This window comes from Methyloversatilis sp. (assembly GCF_051861465.1).
Taxonomy (GTDB): Bacteria; Pseudomonadota; Gammaproteobacteria; order Burkholderiales; family Rhodocyclaceae; genus Methyloversatilis.
This window is the reverse complement of sequence record NZ_JBHYCQ010000006.1, coordinates 98,814-115,145: the sequence shown is the minus strand read 5'-3', so window position 1 is coordinate 115,145 and position 16,332 is coordinate 98,814. Positions and strand designations below refer to the sequence as shown.

Annotated in this window: 12 protein-coding genes; 4 read left to right on the top strand and 8 right to left on the bottom strand. The window is 66.0% G+C overall.

What is annotated here, in order from left to right; all coding sequences use genetic code 11:
- Positions 1-49: 49 nt before the first annotated feature.
- On the top strand, positions 50-439 hold the full coding sequence (locus ACTIFF_RS10320; protein ID WP_439536751.1) for a hypothetical protein: 390 nt from the start codon (positions 50-52) through the stop codon (positions 437-439).
- A 23-nt stretch (positions 440-462) separates the two neighbouring features.
- Here ACTIFF_RS10320 and ACTIFF_RS10315 read toward each other — a convergent pair whose 3' ends face one another.
- The 3 genes from ACTIFF_RS10315 to modA are packed head-to-tail and all read right to left on the bottom strand — an operon-like array spanning position 463 to position 3,110.
- Positions 463-1,620: an ABC transporter ATP-binding protein gene (locus ACTIFF_RS10315; RefSeq protein ID WP_439536750.1), complete on the bottom strand. Its 1,158-nt coding sequence runs from the start codon at positions 1,618-1,620 to the stop codon at positions 463-465.
- Positions 1,617-2,282 (bottom strand): molybdate ABC transporter permease subunit, encoded by a 666-nt coding sequence (gene modB, locus ACTIFF_RS10310; RefSeq protein WP_439536749.1) that lies wholly within the window; start codon positions 2,280-2,282, stop codon positions 1,617-1,619. The genes ACTIFF_RS10315 and modB overlap by 4 nt, the downstream gene beginning before the upstream one ends.
- Before the next feature lie 57 nt (positions 2,283-2,339).
- Positions 2,340-3,110 carry a molybdate ABC transporter substrate-binding protein gene (gene modA, locus ACTIFF_RS10305; protein ID WP_439536748.1) on the bottom strand — a complete coding sequence of 257 codons (771 nt, stop codon included), beginning with the start codon at positions 3,108-3,110 and terminating at the stop codon, positions 2,340-2,342.
- Between the two features lie 159 nt (positions 3,111-3,269).
- Between modA and ACTIFF_RS10300 the strand changes: the two genes are divergently transcribed.
- The gene (locus tag ACTIFF_RS10300) at positions 3,270-3,662 is read left to right on the top strand and encodes a winged helix-turn-helix domain-containing protein (RefSeq protein WP_439536747.1); all 393 of its coding nucleotides are present in this window, start codon (positions 3,270-3,272) and stop codon (positions 3,660-3,662) included.
- A 41-nt stretch (positions 3,663-3,703) separates the two neighbouring features.
- On the opposite strand, the gene ACTIFF_RS10295 is transcribed toward ACTIFF_RS10300, so the two are convergent.
- The 3 genes from ACTIFF_RS10295 to ACTIFF_RS10285 form a co-directional block, all read right to left on the bottom strand.
- Entirely contained in the window at positions 3,704-5,317 is a 1,614-nt protein-coding gene (locus tag ACTIFF_RS10295; RefSeq protein WP_439536746.1) for a SpoVR family protein, read from the bottom strand.
- Positions 5,314-6,585 carry a YeaH/YhbH family protein gene (locus ACTIFF_RS10290; protein WP_439536745.1) on the bottom strand — a complete coding sequence of 424 codons (1,272 nt, stop codon included), beginning with the start codon at positions 6,583-6,585 and terminating at the stop codon, positions 5,314-5,316. Before ACTIFF_RS10290 ends, ACTIFF_RS10295 begins: the two co-directional genes overlap by 4 nt.
- Positions 6,586-6,651: 66 nt before the next feature.
- Positions 6,652-8,574 (bottom strand): PrkA family serine protein kinase, encoded by a 1,923-nt coding sequence (locus tag ACTIFF_RS10285; RefSeq protein WP_306477853.1) that lies wholly within the window; start codon positions 8,572-8,574, stop codon positions 6,652-6,654.
- Positions 8,575-9,203: 629 nt separating this feature from the next.
- Between ACTIFF_RS10285 and ACTIFF_RS10280 the strand changes: the two genes are divergently transcribed.
- Together ACTIFF_RS10280 and ACTIFF_RS10275 are read left to right on the top strand one after the other, a co-directional pair.
- The gene (locus ACTIFF_RS10280; protein WP_439536744.1) at positions 9,204-12,380 is read left to right on the top strand and encodes an error-prone DNA polymerase; all 3,177 of its coding nucleotides are present in this window, start codon (positions 9,204-9,206) and stop codon (positions 12,378-12,380) included.
- 159 nt (positions 12,381-12,539) lie between these two features.
- A complete protein-coding gene (locus tag ACTIFF_RS10275) occupies positions 12,540-14,768 on the top strand; it encodes an SLC26A/SulP transporter family protein (protein WP_439536743.1) in 2,229 nt (742 codons plus the stop codon).
- 40 nt (positions 14,769-14,808) lie between these two features.
- Here the strand turns inward: ACTIFF_RS10275 and ACTIFF_RS10270 are convergent, their stop codons facing one another.
- Together ACTIFF_RS10270 and ACTIFF_RS10265 are read right to left on the bottom strand one after the other, a co-directional pair.
- Entirely contained in the window at positions 14,809-15,141 is a 333-nt protein-coding gene (locus tag ACTIFF_RS10270; protein ID WP_439536742.1) for a hypothetical protein, read from the bottom strand.
- Between the two features lie 68 nt (positions 15,142-15,209).
- A complete protein-coding gene (locus ACTIFF_RS10265; RefSeq protein WP_439536741.1) occupies positions 15,210-16,328 on the bottom strand; it encodes an AI-2E family transporter in 1,119 nt (372 codons plus the stop codon).
- Between the last annotated feature and the right edge of the window lie 4 nt (positions 16,329-16,332).

Sequence of the window (16,332 nt, the reverse complement as noted above, 5' to 3'; positions counted from 1 at the left end):
CAGACCCACACCCTCTGACGAAACTGCCCACAGAAGCACCGAGGACCCCATGACTTACGCAATCATCTGGATCATCACCGCGCTTCTCCTCGGCTTCTGGACCTTGCTGACCTGGACGGCCGACGCCGTGCTCACGTGGCCGGGCTGGAATGCCGACGCACTGGCAACCTGGCCGGGCTGGGTGGTGAGCCTGCAGCCGCCGGTGTGGCTGGCGCCCTGGCTGCCTGAAGGCTGGCTCGACATGGCGCGGCACACCCTGCTCGACTGGGGACCGACGATACAGGCGTCGCTGCAGCAGATTCCCGACCTGACCGGCTGGCTGAGCGCCATCGTATGGGCGGTGTGGCTGATCGGTGCCATCGGCTTCCTGCTGATGGGGCTGGCGGCGAGCGCGATCGCGCGCATGCTGCTGCCGCGCAAGCCCGAGCCGACCCCCTGACCGGCCCGGCCGGCTGCAATCGACTACTGCTCCGCCACTTGAGGCGGACGCGGATGCAGCGGCATCACGTGCACCAGCGCGGGATCCAGACGCACGGCCAGCCGGTCGCCGTTGCCGATGCGCTGGCGCTGCGGGCCGGCCAGCGTGATGCGCAGACTGATCTGCGGATTGCGCTCCAGCGTCAGCGATGCGAGCGTGATTTCGCCCAGGTGGCGGGCGTCGCTGACCCGCGCGTCCAGTGCCTGACCGCTGCCGTCCGCACCCAGCAGGATGCCATCACCCGGCACGACCCAGTTCACGGGTTGCCCAGGCTTGATCTTTCCCTTGTCGCGCACTTCGAGCAGCATGTCCTCATCCTCGCTCGCGCCACCGGCCGCCGTCACCCACTTCAGCAGGCCCCAGCCGGCGCGACCCGAAGGCCCCATCCAGACCCCCTGAAAACGGTTGTGCATGCCCACCAGATCGGCCACGCGCGCGTTGCGCGGCGCCCGATGAATGTGTTCGGGCGGCCCTTCCTGCAAGACTGCGCCGGCATCCATCACCACCAGACGGTCAGCCAGCAGGCGCGCCTCGTTCAGGTCGTGGGTCACCAGCAGGATCGGGATGTCGAGATCGCTGCGCAGCTGGGCCAGCAAGCGGTAAAGCCCTTGCCGGCTCATCTGGTCGACCGCCGAAAAGGGCTCGTCGAGCAGTAGCAGCTTCGGTTCGCGAGCCAGCGCACGCGCCACCGCAACACGCTGCTGCTGGCCACCGGACAGCGCAGCCGGCCGTCGCTGTTGCTGTTCACTCGACAGGTGCACATGGTCTAGCCAGCGCCGGGCCTGCGCGTCGCGCTCGGCTGCCGGCAGGTGCAGCATGGCCAGGGCGACGTTGTCGGCCGCGCTCAGATGCGGCATCAGCGCGTAGTTCTGGAACACCAGTCCGACATGCCGGCGCTGTGGCGGGAGAAAGATGCCCTGTTCGCTGTCGCACCACACCTGACCGCCGACCTCGACGCGGCCGCGCTGCGGGCGCATCAGTCCGGCCAGAACGCGCAGCATCGATGTCTTGCCGGCACCCGACGGGCCGACCAGCGCAAGTAGTTCGCCGGCTGAACACTCGAAGCGGCCGCGCAGCGGCATCGGTTCGTGCTGATCGATCTCGACGCGCAAGGCGCGCGCTCCGTCGCGCCGGTCGTTCATCGCCGGGCCACCAGTCGGGCCGACGCGAAGAACGATGCCGCGACCGCGCCGAGCGACAGCACAAGCAGCAGCAGCGCCATGCGGTCGGCCCCGGCGAGGTCGAACGACTGCACGCGATCGTAGATGGCGATGGCCACTGTCCGGGTTTCGCCCGGAATGCTGCCGCCCATCATCAGCACCACGCCGAATTCGCCCAGCGTATGCACAAAGGTCAGCACCATGGCCGACAGGATGCCCGGCCAGGCCAGCGGCAGTTCGACACGCCAGAAGGTCTGCCAGTCACTGAGCCCGCAGACCGACGCCGCTTCAGCGAGATTTTCGGGTATCGCCTCGAAGGCGCGCTGCACCGGCTGCACGATGAATGGAATGTTGAATACCAGCGAGGCGATCAGCAGGCCGGCGAAATTGAAGGTCAGCCTGACATCGAAGCTGTCGAGCAGCCAGCGGCCCAACGGCGAGCCGGCGCCCAGCGACACCAGCAGGTAGTAGCCCAGCACGGTCGGCGGCAGCACCAGCGGCAGCACGACGAAGGCTTCGATCCAGGCCTTGCCGGAAAAGCGCGTGCGCGCCAGCCAGCGCCCGGCCATCACGCCGAAGGGCAGCAGCACCAGCAGCGTCACCACAGCAAGTTCGATCGACAGCGAAAATGCCTGCCAGTCCATGTCAGCTCCCGTTTCCGGATCAGCACACCGGCGTCAGCCGCAGTGGCGCACGCCGGGTCACTCCTTCGGCATTTCGAAACCGTAACGACGCATCACGTCCTGCGCCGCCGGCGTCGCGACGTAATCGTAGAAGGCGCGCGCGGCCGGCGGCGCATCGCGCAGCAGCACCATGCGCTGCGCAAGTCTGCGATGCCAGCTTTCGGGGATCAGCGCAAACTCGCCCAGCCCGCCCACCTGGGGCGCCATGGCCAGCGACAATGCGATGATGCCGCCCTGACCCGAGCCGGAGGTGGCGAACTGGGCCGCCTGTGAAATGTTTTCGCCCAGCACCAGACGCGGTTCGATATCGGCCCACAGTCCGGCATGCTGCAGCGCCTCCTTCGCCCGCGCGCCATAGGGTGCATGCTCGGGATTGGCGATGGCGAACTTCTTCAGTCGTCCGTCACGCAGCGCGAGCGCCAGATCCTTCAATTCGCCGTCGGCCTTCAGCGACGAACCCCTGGGCACCATCACGCCGATCCGGCCATAGGCATACAGCCGGCCGCGGTCCTTGGTCAGCCCCAGCTCGGCGAGCTTGAACACGAAATCCTCGTCGGCCGACATGAACAGATGAAACGGCGCGCCCTGCCGGATCTGCGAGAAGAAATTTCCGGACGAGCCGAACACCAGACGCAGCTTGTGGCCGGTGTCGCGCTCGAAGCGGGCCGCCAGTTCCTCAATCGCAAACTTCAGATCGGATGCGGCCGCCAAGGTCGGCGGCTCGGCAGCGCGCGCAGGCGACGCGACGGACAACGCAACGACGCACAACAGCAGGATTCGGTGGAGCAAGCGGACAGGTTTCACGGGCGATACGCCTCCGCACGGTTCGATATACATTCGTATGGATATCGTTCGCTGAGTATAACGAGTACCGTATGCCGTGCAGGGTCTTCCATGCATCACTCTGACTGAAGTTCGTCCATCGACAGCAATGGACCGCGATCAACGATGAACACGAACGCCGCGCCCGACACGCCCGAACACAGCACGCGGTTTCGCGTGCAGATCAAGCACGCCGTCGCGATCGGCCCCGGCAAGGCGGACGTGTTGCAGGGCATCGCCGCAACCGGCTCGCTGGCTGAAACCGGACGCCGGCTGGGCATGAGCTACCAGCGCATCTGGTCGCTGGTGGATGCGCTGAACAAGGATTTCGTCGAACCGCTGGTCATCAAGCAGCGCGGCGGCGCGGCGGGCGGCGGCGCCCGGCTCACCCCCACCGGACAGCAGGTGCTCGCGCTCTACCGGGCGATCGAGGAGGATGCGCGCGTCGCCGCGGCACGCCGACTGCCCGAACTCGTGGCGCTGATCCGGCCCGGTGCCGGTCCGCACGAGCAGATCTGAAACGACGCGAAGCGGTCTCGCGCGTGAGCGAACCGCCGCGATCAGGGCGTGCTCGGGTCCACCGTCCAGCGGCGCGACACATTGCCCAGGCTGCCGACGCTTTCCAGGTGCACCGGAAAGCCCCACAGCCGGGCGACGTGCTTGAGCACTTCGTACGCGTTGTCGTGCAGCGGGCGCTCGTTGTGCTGCGTGTGACGCAGCATCAGCGATCGGTCGCCGCGCAGATTGACCGACCACACCTGGATGTTCGGCTCGCGCGAGCCCAGATCGTACTGGCGCGACATGGCCTCGCGCAGGCTGCGGTAACCCGCCTCGTCATGGATGGCCGACACTTCCAGCGTCGGATCGGTCTCATCGTCGACGATGGAAAACAGCCGGAAATTGCGCATGACGCGCGGCGACAGATACTGGCCGATGAAGCTTTCGTCCTTGAAATTGCGCATCGCGTGATCGAGCGTTTCCAGCCAGTCGCGGCCGGCGATGTCCGGAAACCAGTCACGGTCTTCATCGGTCGGCGCCTCGCAGATGCGCTTGATATCGCTGTACATGGCAAAGCCGAGCGCGTACGGATTCATGCCGCTGTAGGCCGGGTGATCGACCGGCGGCTGGAACACCACATTCGTGTGCGACTTCAACCACTCGATCATGATGCCGTCTTCGAGATAGCCGTCGTCGTACATCGTGTTCAGCAGATGGTGGTGCCAGAACGTGGCCCAGCCTTCGTTCATCACCTGGGTCTGGCGCTGCGGGTAGAAGTACTGCGCGATCTTGCGCACGATGCGCACGATTTCGCGCTGCCAGGGTTCGAGCAGCGGCGCATTTTTCTCGATGAAATACAGCAGGTTTTCCTGCGGATCGGCCGGAAAGCGCGCCTGTTCCTTTTCCGCGGCGTCCTTGCCCGACTTCGGCGGCAAGGTGCGCCAGATTTCATTCACCTGCTGCTGCGCATACGCCTCGCGGTCTTTCGCGCGCTCCAGCTCCTGCGTCAGGCTCAGCTTGCCCGGGCGGCGGTAGCGATCGACGCCGTAATTCATCAGCGCATGGCAGCTGTCGAGCAGCAGTTCGACTGCGTCGACGCCGTGCCGCTCCTCGCAGGCCGCGACATAGTTTTTCGCGTAGACGAGGTAATCGACGATCGAGCCCGCATCGGTCCACATGCGGAACAGGTAGTTGCCCTTGAAGAAGCTGTTGTGCCCGTACGCCGCATGCGCGATCACGAGGGCCTGCATGGCCATCGTGTTCTCTTCCATCAGATAGCTGATGCACGGATTGCTGTTGATGACGATTTCGTAGGCCAGACCCATCTGGCCGCGCCGGTAGTTCTTTTCGGTGCTGATGAATTCCTTGCCGTAGCTCCAGTGCCGGTAGTTGACCGGCATGCCGACCGACGCGTAGGCGTCCATCATCTGTTCGGCGGTGATGATTTCCAGCTGGTTCGGGTAGGTGTCGAGACTGAAGCGCTGCGCCGTGGCGCGGATCACTGCGTGATACTGATCGATCAGATCGAAGGTCCAGTCGCTCGGCGCGGGCAGCGTCTGCGCCGGTCTGTCGGTCGGCGGCAGCGGCACGCGCAGCGGCGGACGCGGGCGGCGGCCGCCGTACTCGTCGGGCGTGGCCGCCTGACCGACATGCCGGCGATTGAAGGTGTCGCTCATTTTGCCGCTCCTTCCTTCCTGAACAGGTCGCGGAACACCGGATAGATCTGGTCGACTTCGCTCGCCTTGCGCATCGCGAAGGTGTCGGATTCTTCCGCCAGCGAGGCGTACTCATGCCACAGGTTCTGTTCCTGATCGACCACCTGGATGTAGGCGAAATAACGGCACAGCGGCAGGATGCCGTGTTCCAGCAGCTGGCGGCAGCGCGGGCTGTCGTCGTGCCAGTTGTCGCCGTCGCTGGCCTGCGCGCCATAGACGTTCCACTCGTTGCGCGGGTAGCGCGCGCGGATGATTTCTTCCATCAGCACCAGCGCGCTCGACACCACGGTGCCACCGGTTTCGGTGGCGTGGAAGAAGTCGTGCTCGTCCACCTCCTGCGCCTGCGTGTGGTGGCGGATGAACACGATGTCGATCTTTTCGTAGTGCCGCGTCAGGAACAGATAGAGCAGGATGAAGAAGCGCTTGGCCAGATCCTTGCGCGCCTCGTCCATCGAGCCGGACACGTCCATCACGCAGAACATGACCGCCTTGGCCGTCGGCACCGGCGTGCGCACCCGGCTGCGATAGCGCAGGTCTATCGGATCGAGGTAGGGAATGCGATCGATGCGTGCGCGCAACGCCGCGATGTCGGTTTCGAGCTGCTCGATTTCGTGCAGCCGTTCGGCACTCACCGGCTGGGCGCGCAACTCGGTCAGCAGGTCTTCGAGCCGGTGCAGTTCGCGCCGCGATTCGCTGCCGAGCGCGATACGCCGGCCGATGGCGCCGCGCATCGAGCGCACGACGTGCAGGTTGTTCGGCGTGCCGTCGCTGGAAAAGCCGGCGCGATGCGTCTTGTACTCCGGCGTGTCGGCCAGCGTGGTGCGGATCAGGTTGGGCAGTGCGAGGTCGTCGAAGAAGACCTGCATGAACTCTTCCTTCGACAGGTGGAACACGAAGTCGTCCTCACCGCCGCCGGAATCGCTCGCCTGGCCACCGCCACCACCCTTGCCGCCCTTGGGCCGCTCGATGCGGTCGCCGCGCACGAAGTCCTTGTTGCCCGGGTGCACCATTTCGCGCTTGCCGCCCTGGCCGTGACCGAACACCGGCTCGCTGATGTCGCGCCGCGGGATGTGGATGTCCTCGCCCTGCGCGATATCGCGGATGCCGCGCCCTTCCACGGCCCGGCGCACCGCCTCGCGGATCTGCTCCTTGTGGCGGCGCAGGAAGCGTTCGCGGTTGCCGATGGACTTGTTCTTGCCGGCCAGCCGTCGATCTATGATCTGCTGCAAGATGTGTTCTCCGAGCCGTCAGTCGATCCGACTTCTACGTAACTGCCTGTTTTCCCACTGTCGCCATCACGAGCTCTTGCGCACGCGCAGGTACCACTCGCACAGCAGTCTGACCTGCTTCGAGGTATAGCCCTTGGCCACCATGCGGGTCACGAAATCTTCGTGCTTCTTGGCATCGTCGGCGCTCGCCTTGGCATTGAAGCTGATCACCGGCAGCAACTCTTCGGTGTTGGAGAACATCTTCTTCTCGATCACCGTGCGCAGCTTTTCGTAACTGCTCCACACCGGATTCTTGCCGCCGTTGTTGGCCCGCGCACGCAGCACGAAATTGACGATTTCATTGCGGAAATCCTTCGGGTTGCTGATGCCGGCCGGCTTTTCGATCTTTTCCAGTTCGGCGTTCAGCGACGCGCGGTCGAACACCTCGCCGGTGTCGGTATCACGGTACTCGCTGTCCTGGATCCAGTAATCGGCATACGTGACGTAACGGTCGAAAATGTTCTGTCCGTACTCGCTGTAGCTCTCCAGATAGGCCGTCTGGATTTCCTTGCCGATGAATTCGGCGTAGCGCGGCGACAGGTGTTCCTTGATGAACGATATGTACTTCTGCTCGACGTCCTGCGGAAACTGCTCGCGCTCGATCTGCTGCTCCAGCACGTACATCAGATGCACGGGGTTCGCCGCGACTTCGGTCGAATCGAAGTTGAACACCTTGGAAATGATCTTGAACGCGAAGCGGGTGGACACGCCGCTCATGCCTTCGTCCACCCCGGCGTAGTCGCGGTACTCCTGATAGCTTTTGGCCCGCGGATCGGTGTCCTTCAGGTTTTCACCGTCGTACACCTGCATCTTGGAATACAGACTGGAATTTTCCGGTTCCTTCAGGCGGGTCAGCGTGGCGAACTGCGCCATCATCTTCAGCGTGCCCGGGGCGCAGATGGCTTCGGCCAGCGACGAGCCGCGCAGCAGCTTTTCATAGATCTTCACCTCTTCGCTGACGCGCAGGCAGTACGGCACCTTGACGATGTAGATGCGGTCGAGGAAAGCTTCATTGTTCTTGTTGTTGCGGAAGGCCTTCCATTCACTCTCGTTCGAGTGCGCGAGCACCACGCCATCGAACGGGATGGCGCCGAACCCTTCGGTGCCCTTGAAGTTGCCTTCCTGGGTCGCGGTCAGCAGCGGGTGCAGCACCTTGATCGGCGCCTTGAACATTTCGACGAATTCCAGCAGACCCTGATTGGCCAGGCACAGGCCGCCGGAAAAGCTGTAGGCATCCGGATCGTCCTGCGCGAAGGTTTCCAGCTTGCGGATGTCCACCTTGCCGACCAGGCTCGAAATGTCCTGGTTGTTTTCGTCGCCCGGCTCGGTCTTGGCGATGCCCACCTGCTTGAGCACCGACGGGTAGCGCTTGACCACGCGGAACTTGCGGATGTCGCCGCCGAATTCCTCCAGCCGCTTGACCGCCCAGGGCGACAGGATGCGGTTGAGGTAGCGGCGCGGAATGCCGTATTCCTTCTCCAGGATGGCAGCGTCTTCGGTCGCATCGAACAGCCCGAGCGGCGAATCATTCACCGGCGAACCCTTGATCGCATAGAACGGCACTTCCTGCATCAGCGACTTCAGCCGCTCGGCGATCGACGACTTGCCGCCGCCCACCGGCCCCAGCAGATAGAGGATCTGCTTCTTCTCTTCCAACCCCTGGGCGGCGTGGCGGAAGTAGCTCACGACCTGCTCGATCGCGTCCTCCATGCCGTAGAACTCGGCGAAGGCCGGATAGATCTTGATCACCTTGTTGGCAAACAGCCGCGACAGCCGCGGATCGTTGCGCGTATCCACCGTCTGCGGTTCGCCGATCGCCTTCAGCATGCGCTCGGCCGCGCTGGCGTAGCTCAGCGGGTCGCGTTTGCACTCCGCCAGATATTCTTCCAGCGAAAGTTCTTCCTCACGCGTGCGTTCGTAGCGTGCGGCGAAATGACTGACGATGTCCATGTTGATCTCCACAATCCGTTGACCTGCAAAACACGTGTTGCCCGGCATGCGCGACCGGCGGCGCACGATCGTTCGCCCTGCTTTCAGCTTGGTCTACGGCAGCGCTTGTGCAAAGTTCGATCAGCACTGCAATCACCATTCTGATCCGATTGAACGCCTGTGCCGCGCGACGTCGGAACACCTGTCGAGTCGATGTCGCGACGCCTTCTAAGTTCCCCGTTCCGGGCGGTCCGGTCAGCGCGCGACACACTTCCTTTTTCAAGCGGTTGACGCGCCGGCAATCCAGACCGTTGACCGGTGTTCAGCAAGTAGCGGTCCAGTTCGCACCGGGTATCCGGCCAAGTCGCTCGCGGCCGCTCCGGATGACCGGCAGGCCGGGTCGGGGACCGCCTCGCAGCGCGCCGCCTGCAGGCGGAAGTCGCTGCAGCCGGCCAGCCGGAGACCTGGCGGGCGCTTCGTACGGCTGGCGCTGCGCCGCCAGCCGTCATGCACTGGCAGCGCCCGGATATGCACCATCAAGGTGCCTGACCGATACCCGACCGACGCCGCTGCGCGCGACGCGCCGCACCCGGACTACTGCATTTAATTACAGTATATTCGTGCAACCCATTCGTCCGTGCCGATGCACCATGCCCGCCCCACCCGTCGACTACGCCGAACTGCATTGCCTGAGCCACTTCACCTTCCTGCGCGGCGCCTCCGCACCGGACGAACTGGTGACGCGCGCCGCGGGGCTGGGCTATGCCGCGCTGGCCATCACCGACGAATGTTCGCTGGCGGGCGCCGCGCGCGCCCACCTGGCCTGGCGCAATCTGCCCGAACCGCGGATGAAACTGATCATCGGCAGCGAAGTGCAGCTGGCCGACGGACCGAAGCTGGTCCTGCTGGCCTGCGACCGCGACGGTTACGGCAACCTGTCGGAACTGATCACGCTCGGTCGCATGCGGACGGAGAAAGGCCGCTACCAGCTGAGCTGCGCCGATCTGGACGACGGCCTGCCCGGCTGCGTCGCGCTGCTGGTACCCGGCGATCCCCTGCCCGACACGGACGCTGCACTGGCGGCGTACGCCGGCTGGCTGAAGCAGCGCTTTGCGGAACGTGCCTGGCTGGCCGTCGAACTGCACCATGGTCCGGACGACGCCACCCGGCTGCACCGGCTGCAGGCCATCGGTGCCGCCGGCGGACTGCCGCTGTGCGCCGCCGGCGACGTGCACATGCATGTGCGCAAGCGCCGCCGCCTGCAGGACACGATCACGGCGATACGGCTCGGGCGCACGCTGGCCGAGTGCGGCTACGCGCTGTACGCCAACGGCGAGCGCCACCTGCGCCTGCCGCACAAGCTGGCTGCCCTCTACCCCGCCGCACTGCGGGCCGAAACGTTGAAGGTGGCCGCATGCTGCCGGTTCTCGCTCGACGAACTGCGCTATGAATACCCAGAGGAAATCGCGCCGCCCGGCCATACCACCACCTCCTGGCTGCGCGAACTGACCGAGCGCGGCTACGTCGAGCGCTGTGCGCAGATCCGCCGCATCGTCACGCTGGACGACGTCACCTTCGCGCGCAAGGCGCGGGAGATGCGCGCACAGATCGAAATCGAGCTCGCGCTGATCGCCGACCTGGAATACGAGCCCTACTTCCTGACCGTGTACGACATCGTCGCCTGGGCGCGCACGCAGGGCATCCTGTGCCAAGGCCGTGGGTCGGCGGCGAATTCGGCCGTGTGCTACTGCATCGGCGTGACCGAAGTCGACCCGTGGCGCGCCAACATGCTGTTCGGCCGCTTCATTTCGCGCGAACGCAACGAGGCGCCGGACATCGACGTCGACTTCGAGCACGAACGGCGCGAGGAGGTCATCCAGTACATCTATGGCAAGTACGGCCGCGACCGTGCGGCCCTCGCCGCCAGCCTGACCACCTACCGGCCGCGCTCGGCACTGCGCGACGTCGGCCGCGCGCTCGGCTACACCGACGACGCGCTCGACCGCCTGACCCAGGGCCACATGTGGTGGGACGGCGGCCGGGTGCGCGAGGACCGCCTGCTCGAAGCCGGCTTCCGGCCCGAAGCGCCGCGCGTGCAGCTGCTGCTCGAACTGTCGAACGAACTGATCGGCGCGCCGCGCCACCTGTCGCAGCACGTCGGCGGCTTCGTCATCGCGCGCGGCCGGCTGTCAAGGCTGGTGCCGATCGAAAACGCCCGCATGGCCGGGCGCTGCGTCATCCAGTGGGACAAGGACGACCTCGAAGCGCTCGGCCTGATGAAGGTGGACGTGCTGGCGCTGGGCATGCTGACCGCCATCCGCAAGTCGCTGGACGCACTGGCGGCGTTCGAAGACGGGGATCCGGCCGTGGCACGAAAAGCCCCGCGCACCCTGGCCGACATTCCGCACGAAGACCCGGCGACCTACGACATGCTGTGCCGCGGCGAGTCGACCGGCGTGTTCCAGGTCGAGTCGCGCGCGCAGATGAACATGCTGCCGCGACTGCGGCCGCGCCGCTACTACGATCTGGTGATCCAGGTCGCCATCGTGCGGCCGGGGCCGATCCAGGGCGGCATGGTGCATCCCTATCTGGCGCGCCGTCACCTGCCGCCGGAGCGCATCGACTATCCGTCGGACGCATTGCGCCCGGTACTCGAACGCACGCTGGGCGTGCCGATCTTCCAGGAGCAGGTGATGCAGCTGGCCATGGTCGCCGCCGGTTTCACCGCCGGCGAAGCCGACCAGATGCGCCGTTCGATGGCCGCCTGGCGGCAGCGCGGCACGATGGAAAAATTCCAGCAGAAACTGACCGATGGCCTGCTCGGGAACGGTTACACGCCGGCTTTCGCGGAGCAGATCTACCGCCAGATCGAAGGTTTTTCCGGCTATGGCTTTCCGGAATCGCACGCCGCGAGCTTTGCGCTGCTGGTGTACATCTCGTCCTGGCTCAAATGCCATCACCCGGCCGCCTTCCTGTGCGGCCTGCTGAACAGCCAGCCCATGGGTTTCTACGCGCCGGCGCAGCTGATCGCCGATGCCCGCACGCACGGGGTCGACATCAGGCCGGCCGATGTGTCGGTCAGCGACTGGGACTGCGTGCTTGAAGCGGCGCCGCATGGCGCGGCACCGGGTGTCCGCCTCGGCCTGCGCATGGTCAAGGGGATGGAGCAGGACGCCGTGCGGCGCATCGTGGCGGCGCGTGCGCAGGCGCCGTTGTCGAATGTCGATGAACTGACCCGCCGCGCCCGGCTGGACCGCCGGCAGCTCGGCTGTCTGGCCAGCGGCGGCGCACTGCAGTCACTGGCCGGCCACCGCCATCAGGCGCACTGGCAGGCCGCCGCGCGCCGGCCCGACGCGCTGCTGCGCGACGCACCGGTGAACGAGCAGGTGCTGGCGCTGACCGCGCCGCGCGAAGGCGAGGACATCGTGGCCGACTACGCCAGCCTAGGCTTCACGCTCGGCCGCCATCCGCTGGCGCTGCTGCGCAGCCAGCTCGCCGCGCAGCGCTTCATCACTGCGGCCGAATTGCGCCGCCTGCCCGACCGCGCACTGGCGCGTGCCGCCGGCATCGTCACCTGCCGCCAGCGCCCCGGTACGGCCAGCGGCGTCATGTTCGTCACCGTCGAAGACGAAACCGGGCTGGCCAACATCATCGTGCACAAGGACCTGCAGGAGCGGCAGCGCAGCGAAGTGCTCGGCGCCACACTGCTCGGCATCTACGGCCAGGTGTCGCGCGAAGGCGAGGTGATCCACCTGATCGCCCGCCGGCTGGTCGACCGCTCGCCACTGCTCGGCGCTCTTGCTCCGCGCAGCCGGGACTTTCACTGACGCCGGCGGGTCGTCCGCATGGGCATCGCAACCGCGCGACGTCCTGACGCAAAATTGAAACAATCGGATGCGATCGTGAGGGGTTGTTCACCCGAATCGCAGCCGATGGCATGAGCCGACCCCGCTCAGGCGCATAACAACAATACCTACATCCTTCACATGAGTACGCCACCGCCGTCGAGCGCAGTCCCTGATGAACAAAAGCCGGTCGGACCACGGGGCTGGCGAAAGGAGATCGGCGCGGGCGTGACCGTTGCGGCCGGATCCATCCCGAACGAACTCAGCTACGGCCTGCTCGCCATGGCGCCTCTGGGTCTGGCGATGGAAGGGCGCGGCATCCTCGCAGCCATGCTCGCGGGCATGCTGGGCACGCTGGTCGCCCTGTCGCTGGGCAGCCGGGTCGGACAGATACACGGTGCACGACCGGCGCTGGCGCTCATCGTGTCGGCCCTGATCGGACATACGCTGATCAAGGCGAACTGGCTGCCCGGCATACCGCATCAGGACGGCGCACTCATCCTGATGGGCCTGGCACTGGCCGGCGCCGCCCTGCTGCAGCTGACGACCGCAGCCGCCGGCTGGGGCCGCTTCGTGCGCTACATCCCCTATCCGGTGCAGGCCGGGTTCTTCAACGGCGTCGCGCTGCTGATGCTGCTCGGCGGGCTGAAGCTGGTTTTCATGCAGGGCGGCACCTGGCATCTGTCACCCGGCCCGGCGCTGGTGGCGGCGGTCATCGTGCTGCCTGGCTTCGTGCTGCAGCAGCGCTGGCCGGAGCGGCCTTTTCTGCCCGTGCTGCTGTGTGTCGGCGCACTGCTGCATCACGTACTGGCTGCACGCGGCATGGCGATGGGCCTGACACTGGGCGCGCTGGCCGAGACCCGGCTCAGCGTCGACCACCTGCTGCACCTGCCCGACGCACTGGCGCTGCACGGCGCGGGAGACTGGCTGCGCGTGCTTGGCGGCTCATGCGTGGCCATCGCACTGGTGTCGGCACTGGAAACCCTGTTTGCGGCCAACCGGCTCGACACGTTGACCCACAGCCGGCACGACACGCGGCGCGAACTGGCTGCCATCGGTGGCGCCAATCTCGCCCTCGCCGCGGCGGGCGCCCTGCCGGCCGCGGGTGCGGTATCGCGCGCCAATGCAGCCTATTCGGCGGGCGGCCGAACCCGGGTTCCGGCGCTGTGCTACGCCGTGTTGATCGCGCTGCTGTGGCTGTTCGGCCTGGACATGCTGGCCATGCTTCCACACTCGACCATCGGCGCCGGTCTGGTGCTGCTGTCCGTCGGCGTGGCCGATCGCTGGAGCGTTGATGCGGTACGTGACTGCCTGCGCGGCCGATCGCTCCCGGAACGGCGGCTGATGTCGAATCTGGCCGTCAGCGCCCTGGTCACGCTGGTGGCGGCGTTTGTCGGTCTGCTGGAGGCGGTGTCGGCCGGACTGGTGGGCGCCATGTTCCTTTTCGCACGCGATCACAGCAAAAGCATCGTGCGACGCGTCGCCGACGGTTCGGTCGCGTCCAGCCTGCAGGTCAGGCCAGCCTGGCAGCAGATCAGGCTGGCGTCCCAATCGACGCGCTATGCGCTGGTCGAGCTTGAAGGATTGCTGTTTTTCGGCACTGCCGAGGAACTCGAAGAAGTCATCGAAACGCGCTTGGCGGAGGCCCGCTTCATCGTGCTCGATTGTTCCCGCCTGATCGACATCGACCTGTCGGCCGCGCAGGTGCTGTCGCGCATGGCGACGCGCCTGCGTATCCGTCACACACGGCTCGCACTGGCCGGCCTCGATCCGGCCGGTGCGCGGGCAACCTTTCTGGCCAGCAGCGGCCTGGCGCAGGGACTGCCTCGCAAGCGATGGTTCGCCAACGCCGATGCGGCGCTCGAATGGGCGGAAAACCAGGTGCTGGACTCGGGTATGGCAACGCGCCGACTCGACTCGGCCACGCGGCTGCGCCATCTCGACGTGTGCGCGGGCATGAGCGCGGACCAGGCCGCCACGCTGGAACGCCTGATGCGGCGAGGGCTTTACGTGCGCGGAGACGTGCTGTTCAACGCCGGCGACGCCAGCGATGCCATGTATGTGCTGCTGGCTGGCAGCGTCAGCATTCTGCGCGCTGGCGATGCCGGCACGCCGCGGATACGCATCGCCTGCCTCAGCGCCGGTCTGGTGGTCGGGGAAATGGGCCTGATCGAAAATCAGCCGCGCACGGCCGATGCGATCGCCGACACGACGGTTGAATGTCTGGTGCTGGAACGCACCGCACTCGAACAGTTGCAGGTACAGCATCCGCAGATTGCCAATCTGTTGTACGCCAATCTGGCCCGCACACTGGCGCAGCGGCTGCGCGACACGACGATACGGCTGCACGGCTACATGAGACCGCACTGAGCGTACCCGCATTGCGATGCCTTCCCGGCGGCGTTCGCCGCTAGCGTGCCGGAAACACCAGCAATGCGTCGCCGACATCGAAGATGAGCACGATGTCGGCCTCTGGATGGGCTGCCGCCGCCTGCAGCGTATCCGACCAGTTGCGGAAGAAGACCGCCCGGTCGGGAGCGCCGGACCAGCTGCACAGCGCCACGTGCAGCCGATCGGGTGCCATGCACAGATAGTCGCCGGTACCGGTGTGGGTCAGCGCGAAGCCGAGGAAGCACGCTTCGGCCGGCACATCGAGCAGGTGCTTGAGCTGCGCGACCGGCGAACCGTCCGCCGAACCGTCCGGGGCGTCTCCGGCCACTGATCTGGTTGCATACCTTTTCATGTCGCCCCTCCATCAACCCGTTTGTCATGATAACAAGCGGGGTCGGATGACGGAAGATGCCGGGAGGTTCAGAGGTCGCGCGTGACCGCCTGCCAGCGCAGGCGGCGCGCGTGCGCGTGACGCGCACGCAGGCGTGGGTCGGACGCCACGATGCTCAGCGTTTCGCCGATCACCATGATCACGCCGAGCACCGGCAGCACCAGCAGCAGACCGGCCACGCCGGCCACCGCACCGCCAACGAAAATCATCAGCACGGTGATCAGAGGATGCATGCGCAGGCTGCGACCGATGGTCAGCGGCATGAAGATGAAGTCGTCGAGCAGGCGCACCAGGATGAACAGGCCGATCGACGCGTAGGCAATCGACGGCGAACCGGGAAAATCGGTTGCCGCGACCATGACCACCAGCGCGCAGCCGATGACCGAGCCGACGAATGGAATCCAAGCCAGTACCGCGGTGATGATGCCCAGCGTCAGCGGCGAAGACAGTCCGATGACCCACAGCCCGGCCGCCAGACAGACCGCATCGAGCACGGTCAGCTTGACCAGCCCCTGGAAGTAGGCGCGCGTCGTGCGGTCGACCTCGTAAAGAAGATGCAGCGTGCGCTCGAAGTAGGCGTTGGGCACGGCGCGCGCAAGAAAGCGCTGGAAGCGGCGGCCGTCGCGCAGGAAGAAATAGGCGAGGAAAGGTGCGAGCAGCATGGACGGCAGCCAGGCGGCGACCGACATCATCAGCGACGGCAGGCGGTTCTGCGCAAAGCCCTCGCCGGCCACCGCAATGTAGGACGACACGGCGTCGGCCACATGTGCATCGCGCATGAAACGGGACTGCTGTTCCAGCGCACGCAGGGTCTGGTCGAGCAGCAGCAGGCCGCCCTGCAGATAGCGCATGCCGGTTTCCTGCACGCCGACCGCCTGCGCGGCAAAGCGCGGCAACATGAATGCGAAGGCGCCGACCAGCAGCAGCGCGAACACGCCCACCGTGATGTTGGCCGCCGATTCCTGCGACAGGCCGGCGAACATCAGGCGCTGCATCGGGTACGCAAGAAAGTAGTAGGCGATGAGCCCGAACAGGAAGGGCAGGACCAGCCACAGCACCTGCTGGAACAGGTAGAGCGCCAGGGTGGTGGCGAGCAGGATGCCGCACCAGGCCAGCGGCCCGGCACCGGCAGGTCGCAGCCGCCTCATGCCT

Excerpts from the sequence above, each read along its gene's own strand:
- ACTIFF_RS10320 (WP_439536751.1), top strand. The coding sequence starts at position 50 with ATGACTTACGCAATCATCTGGATCATCACCGCGCTTCTCCTCGGCTTC.
- ACTIFF_RS10270 (WP_439536742.1), bottom strand. The coding sequence starts at position 15,141 with ATGAAAAGGTATGCAACCAGATCAGTGGCCGGAGACGCCCCGGACGGT.
- ACTIFF_RS10285 (WP_306477853.1), bottom strand. The coding sequence starts at position 8,574 with ATGGACATCGTCAGTCATTTCGCCGCACGCTACGAACGCACGCGTGAG.
- ACTIFF_RS10265 (WP_439536741.1), bottom strand. The coding sequence starts at position 16,328 with ATGAGGCGGCTGCGACCTGCCGGTGCCGGGCCGCTGGCCTGGTGCGGC.
- ACTIFF_RS10315 (WP_439536750.1), bottom strand. The coding sequence starts at position 1,620 with ATGAACGACCGGCGCGACGGAGCGCGCGCCTTGCGCGTCGAGATCGAT.
- modB (WP_439536749.1), bottom strand. The coding sequence starts at position 2,282 with ATGGACTGGCAGGCATTTTCGCTGTCGATCGAACTTGCTGTGGTGACG.
- ACTIFF_RS10295 (WP_439536746.1), bottom strand. The coding sequence starts at position 5,317 with ATGAGCGACACCTTCAATCGCCGGCATGTCGGTCAGGCGGCCACGCCC.
- ACTIFF_RS10300 (WP_439536747.1), top strand. The coding sequence starts at position 3,270 with ATGAACACGAACGCCGCGCCCGACACGCCCGAACACAGCACGCGGTTT.
- ACTIFF_RS10275 (WP_439536743.1), top strand. The coding sequence starts at position 12,540 with ATGAGTACGCCACCGCCGTCGAGCGCAGTCCCTGATGAACAAAAGCCG.
- ACTIFF_RS10280 (WP_439536744.1), top strand. The coding sequence starts at position 9,204 with ATGCCCGCCCCACCCGTCGACTACGCCGAACTGCATTGCCTGAGCCAC.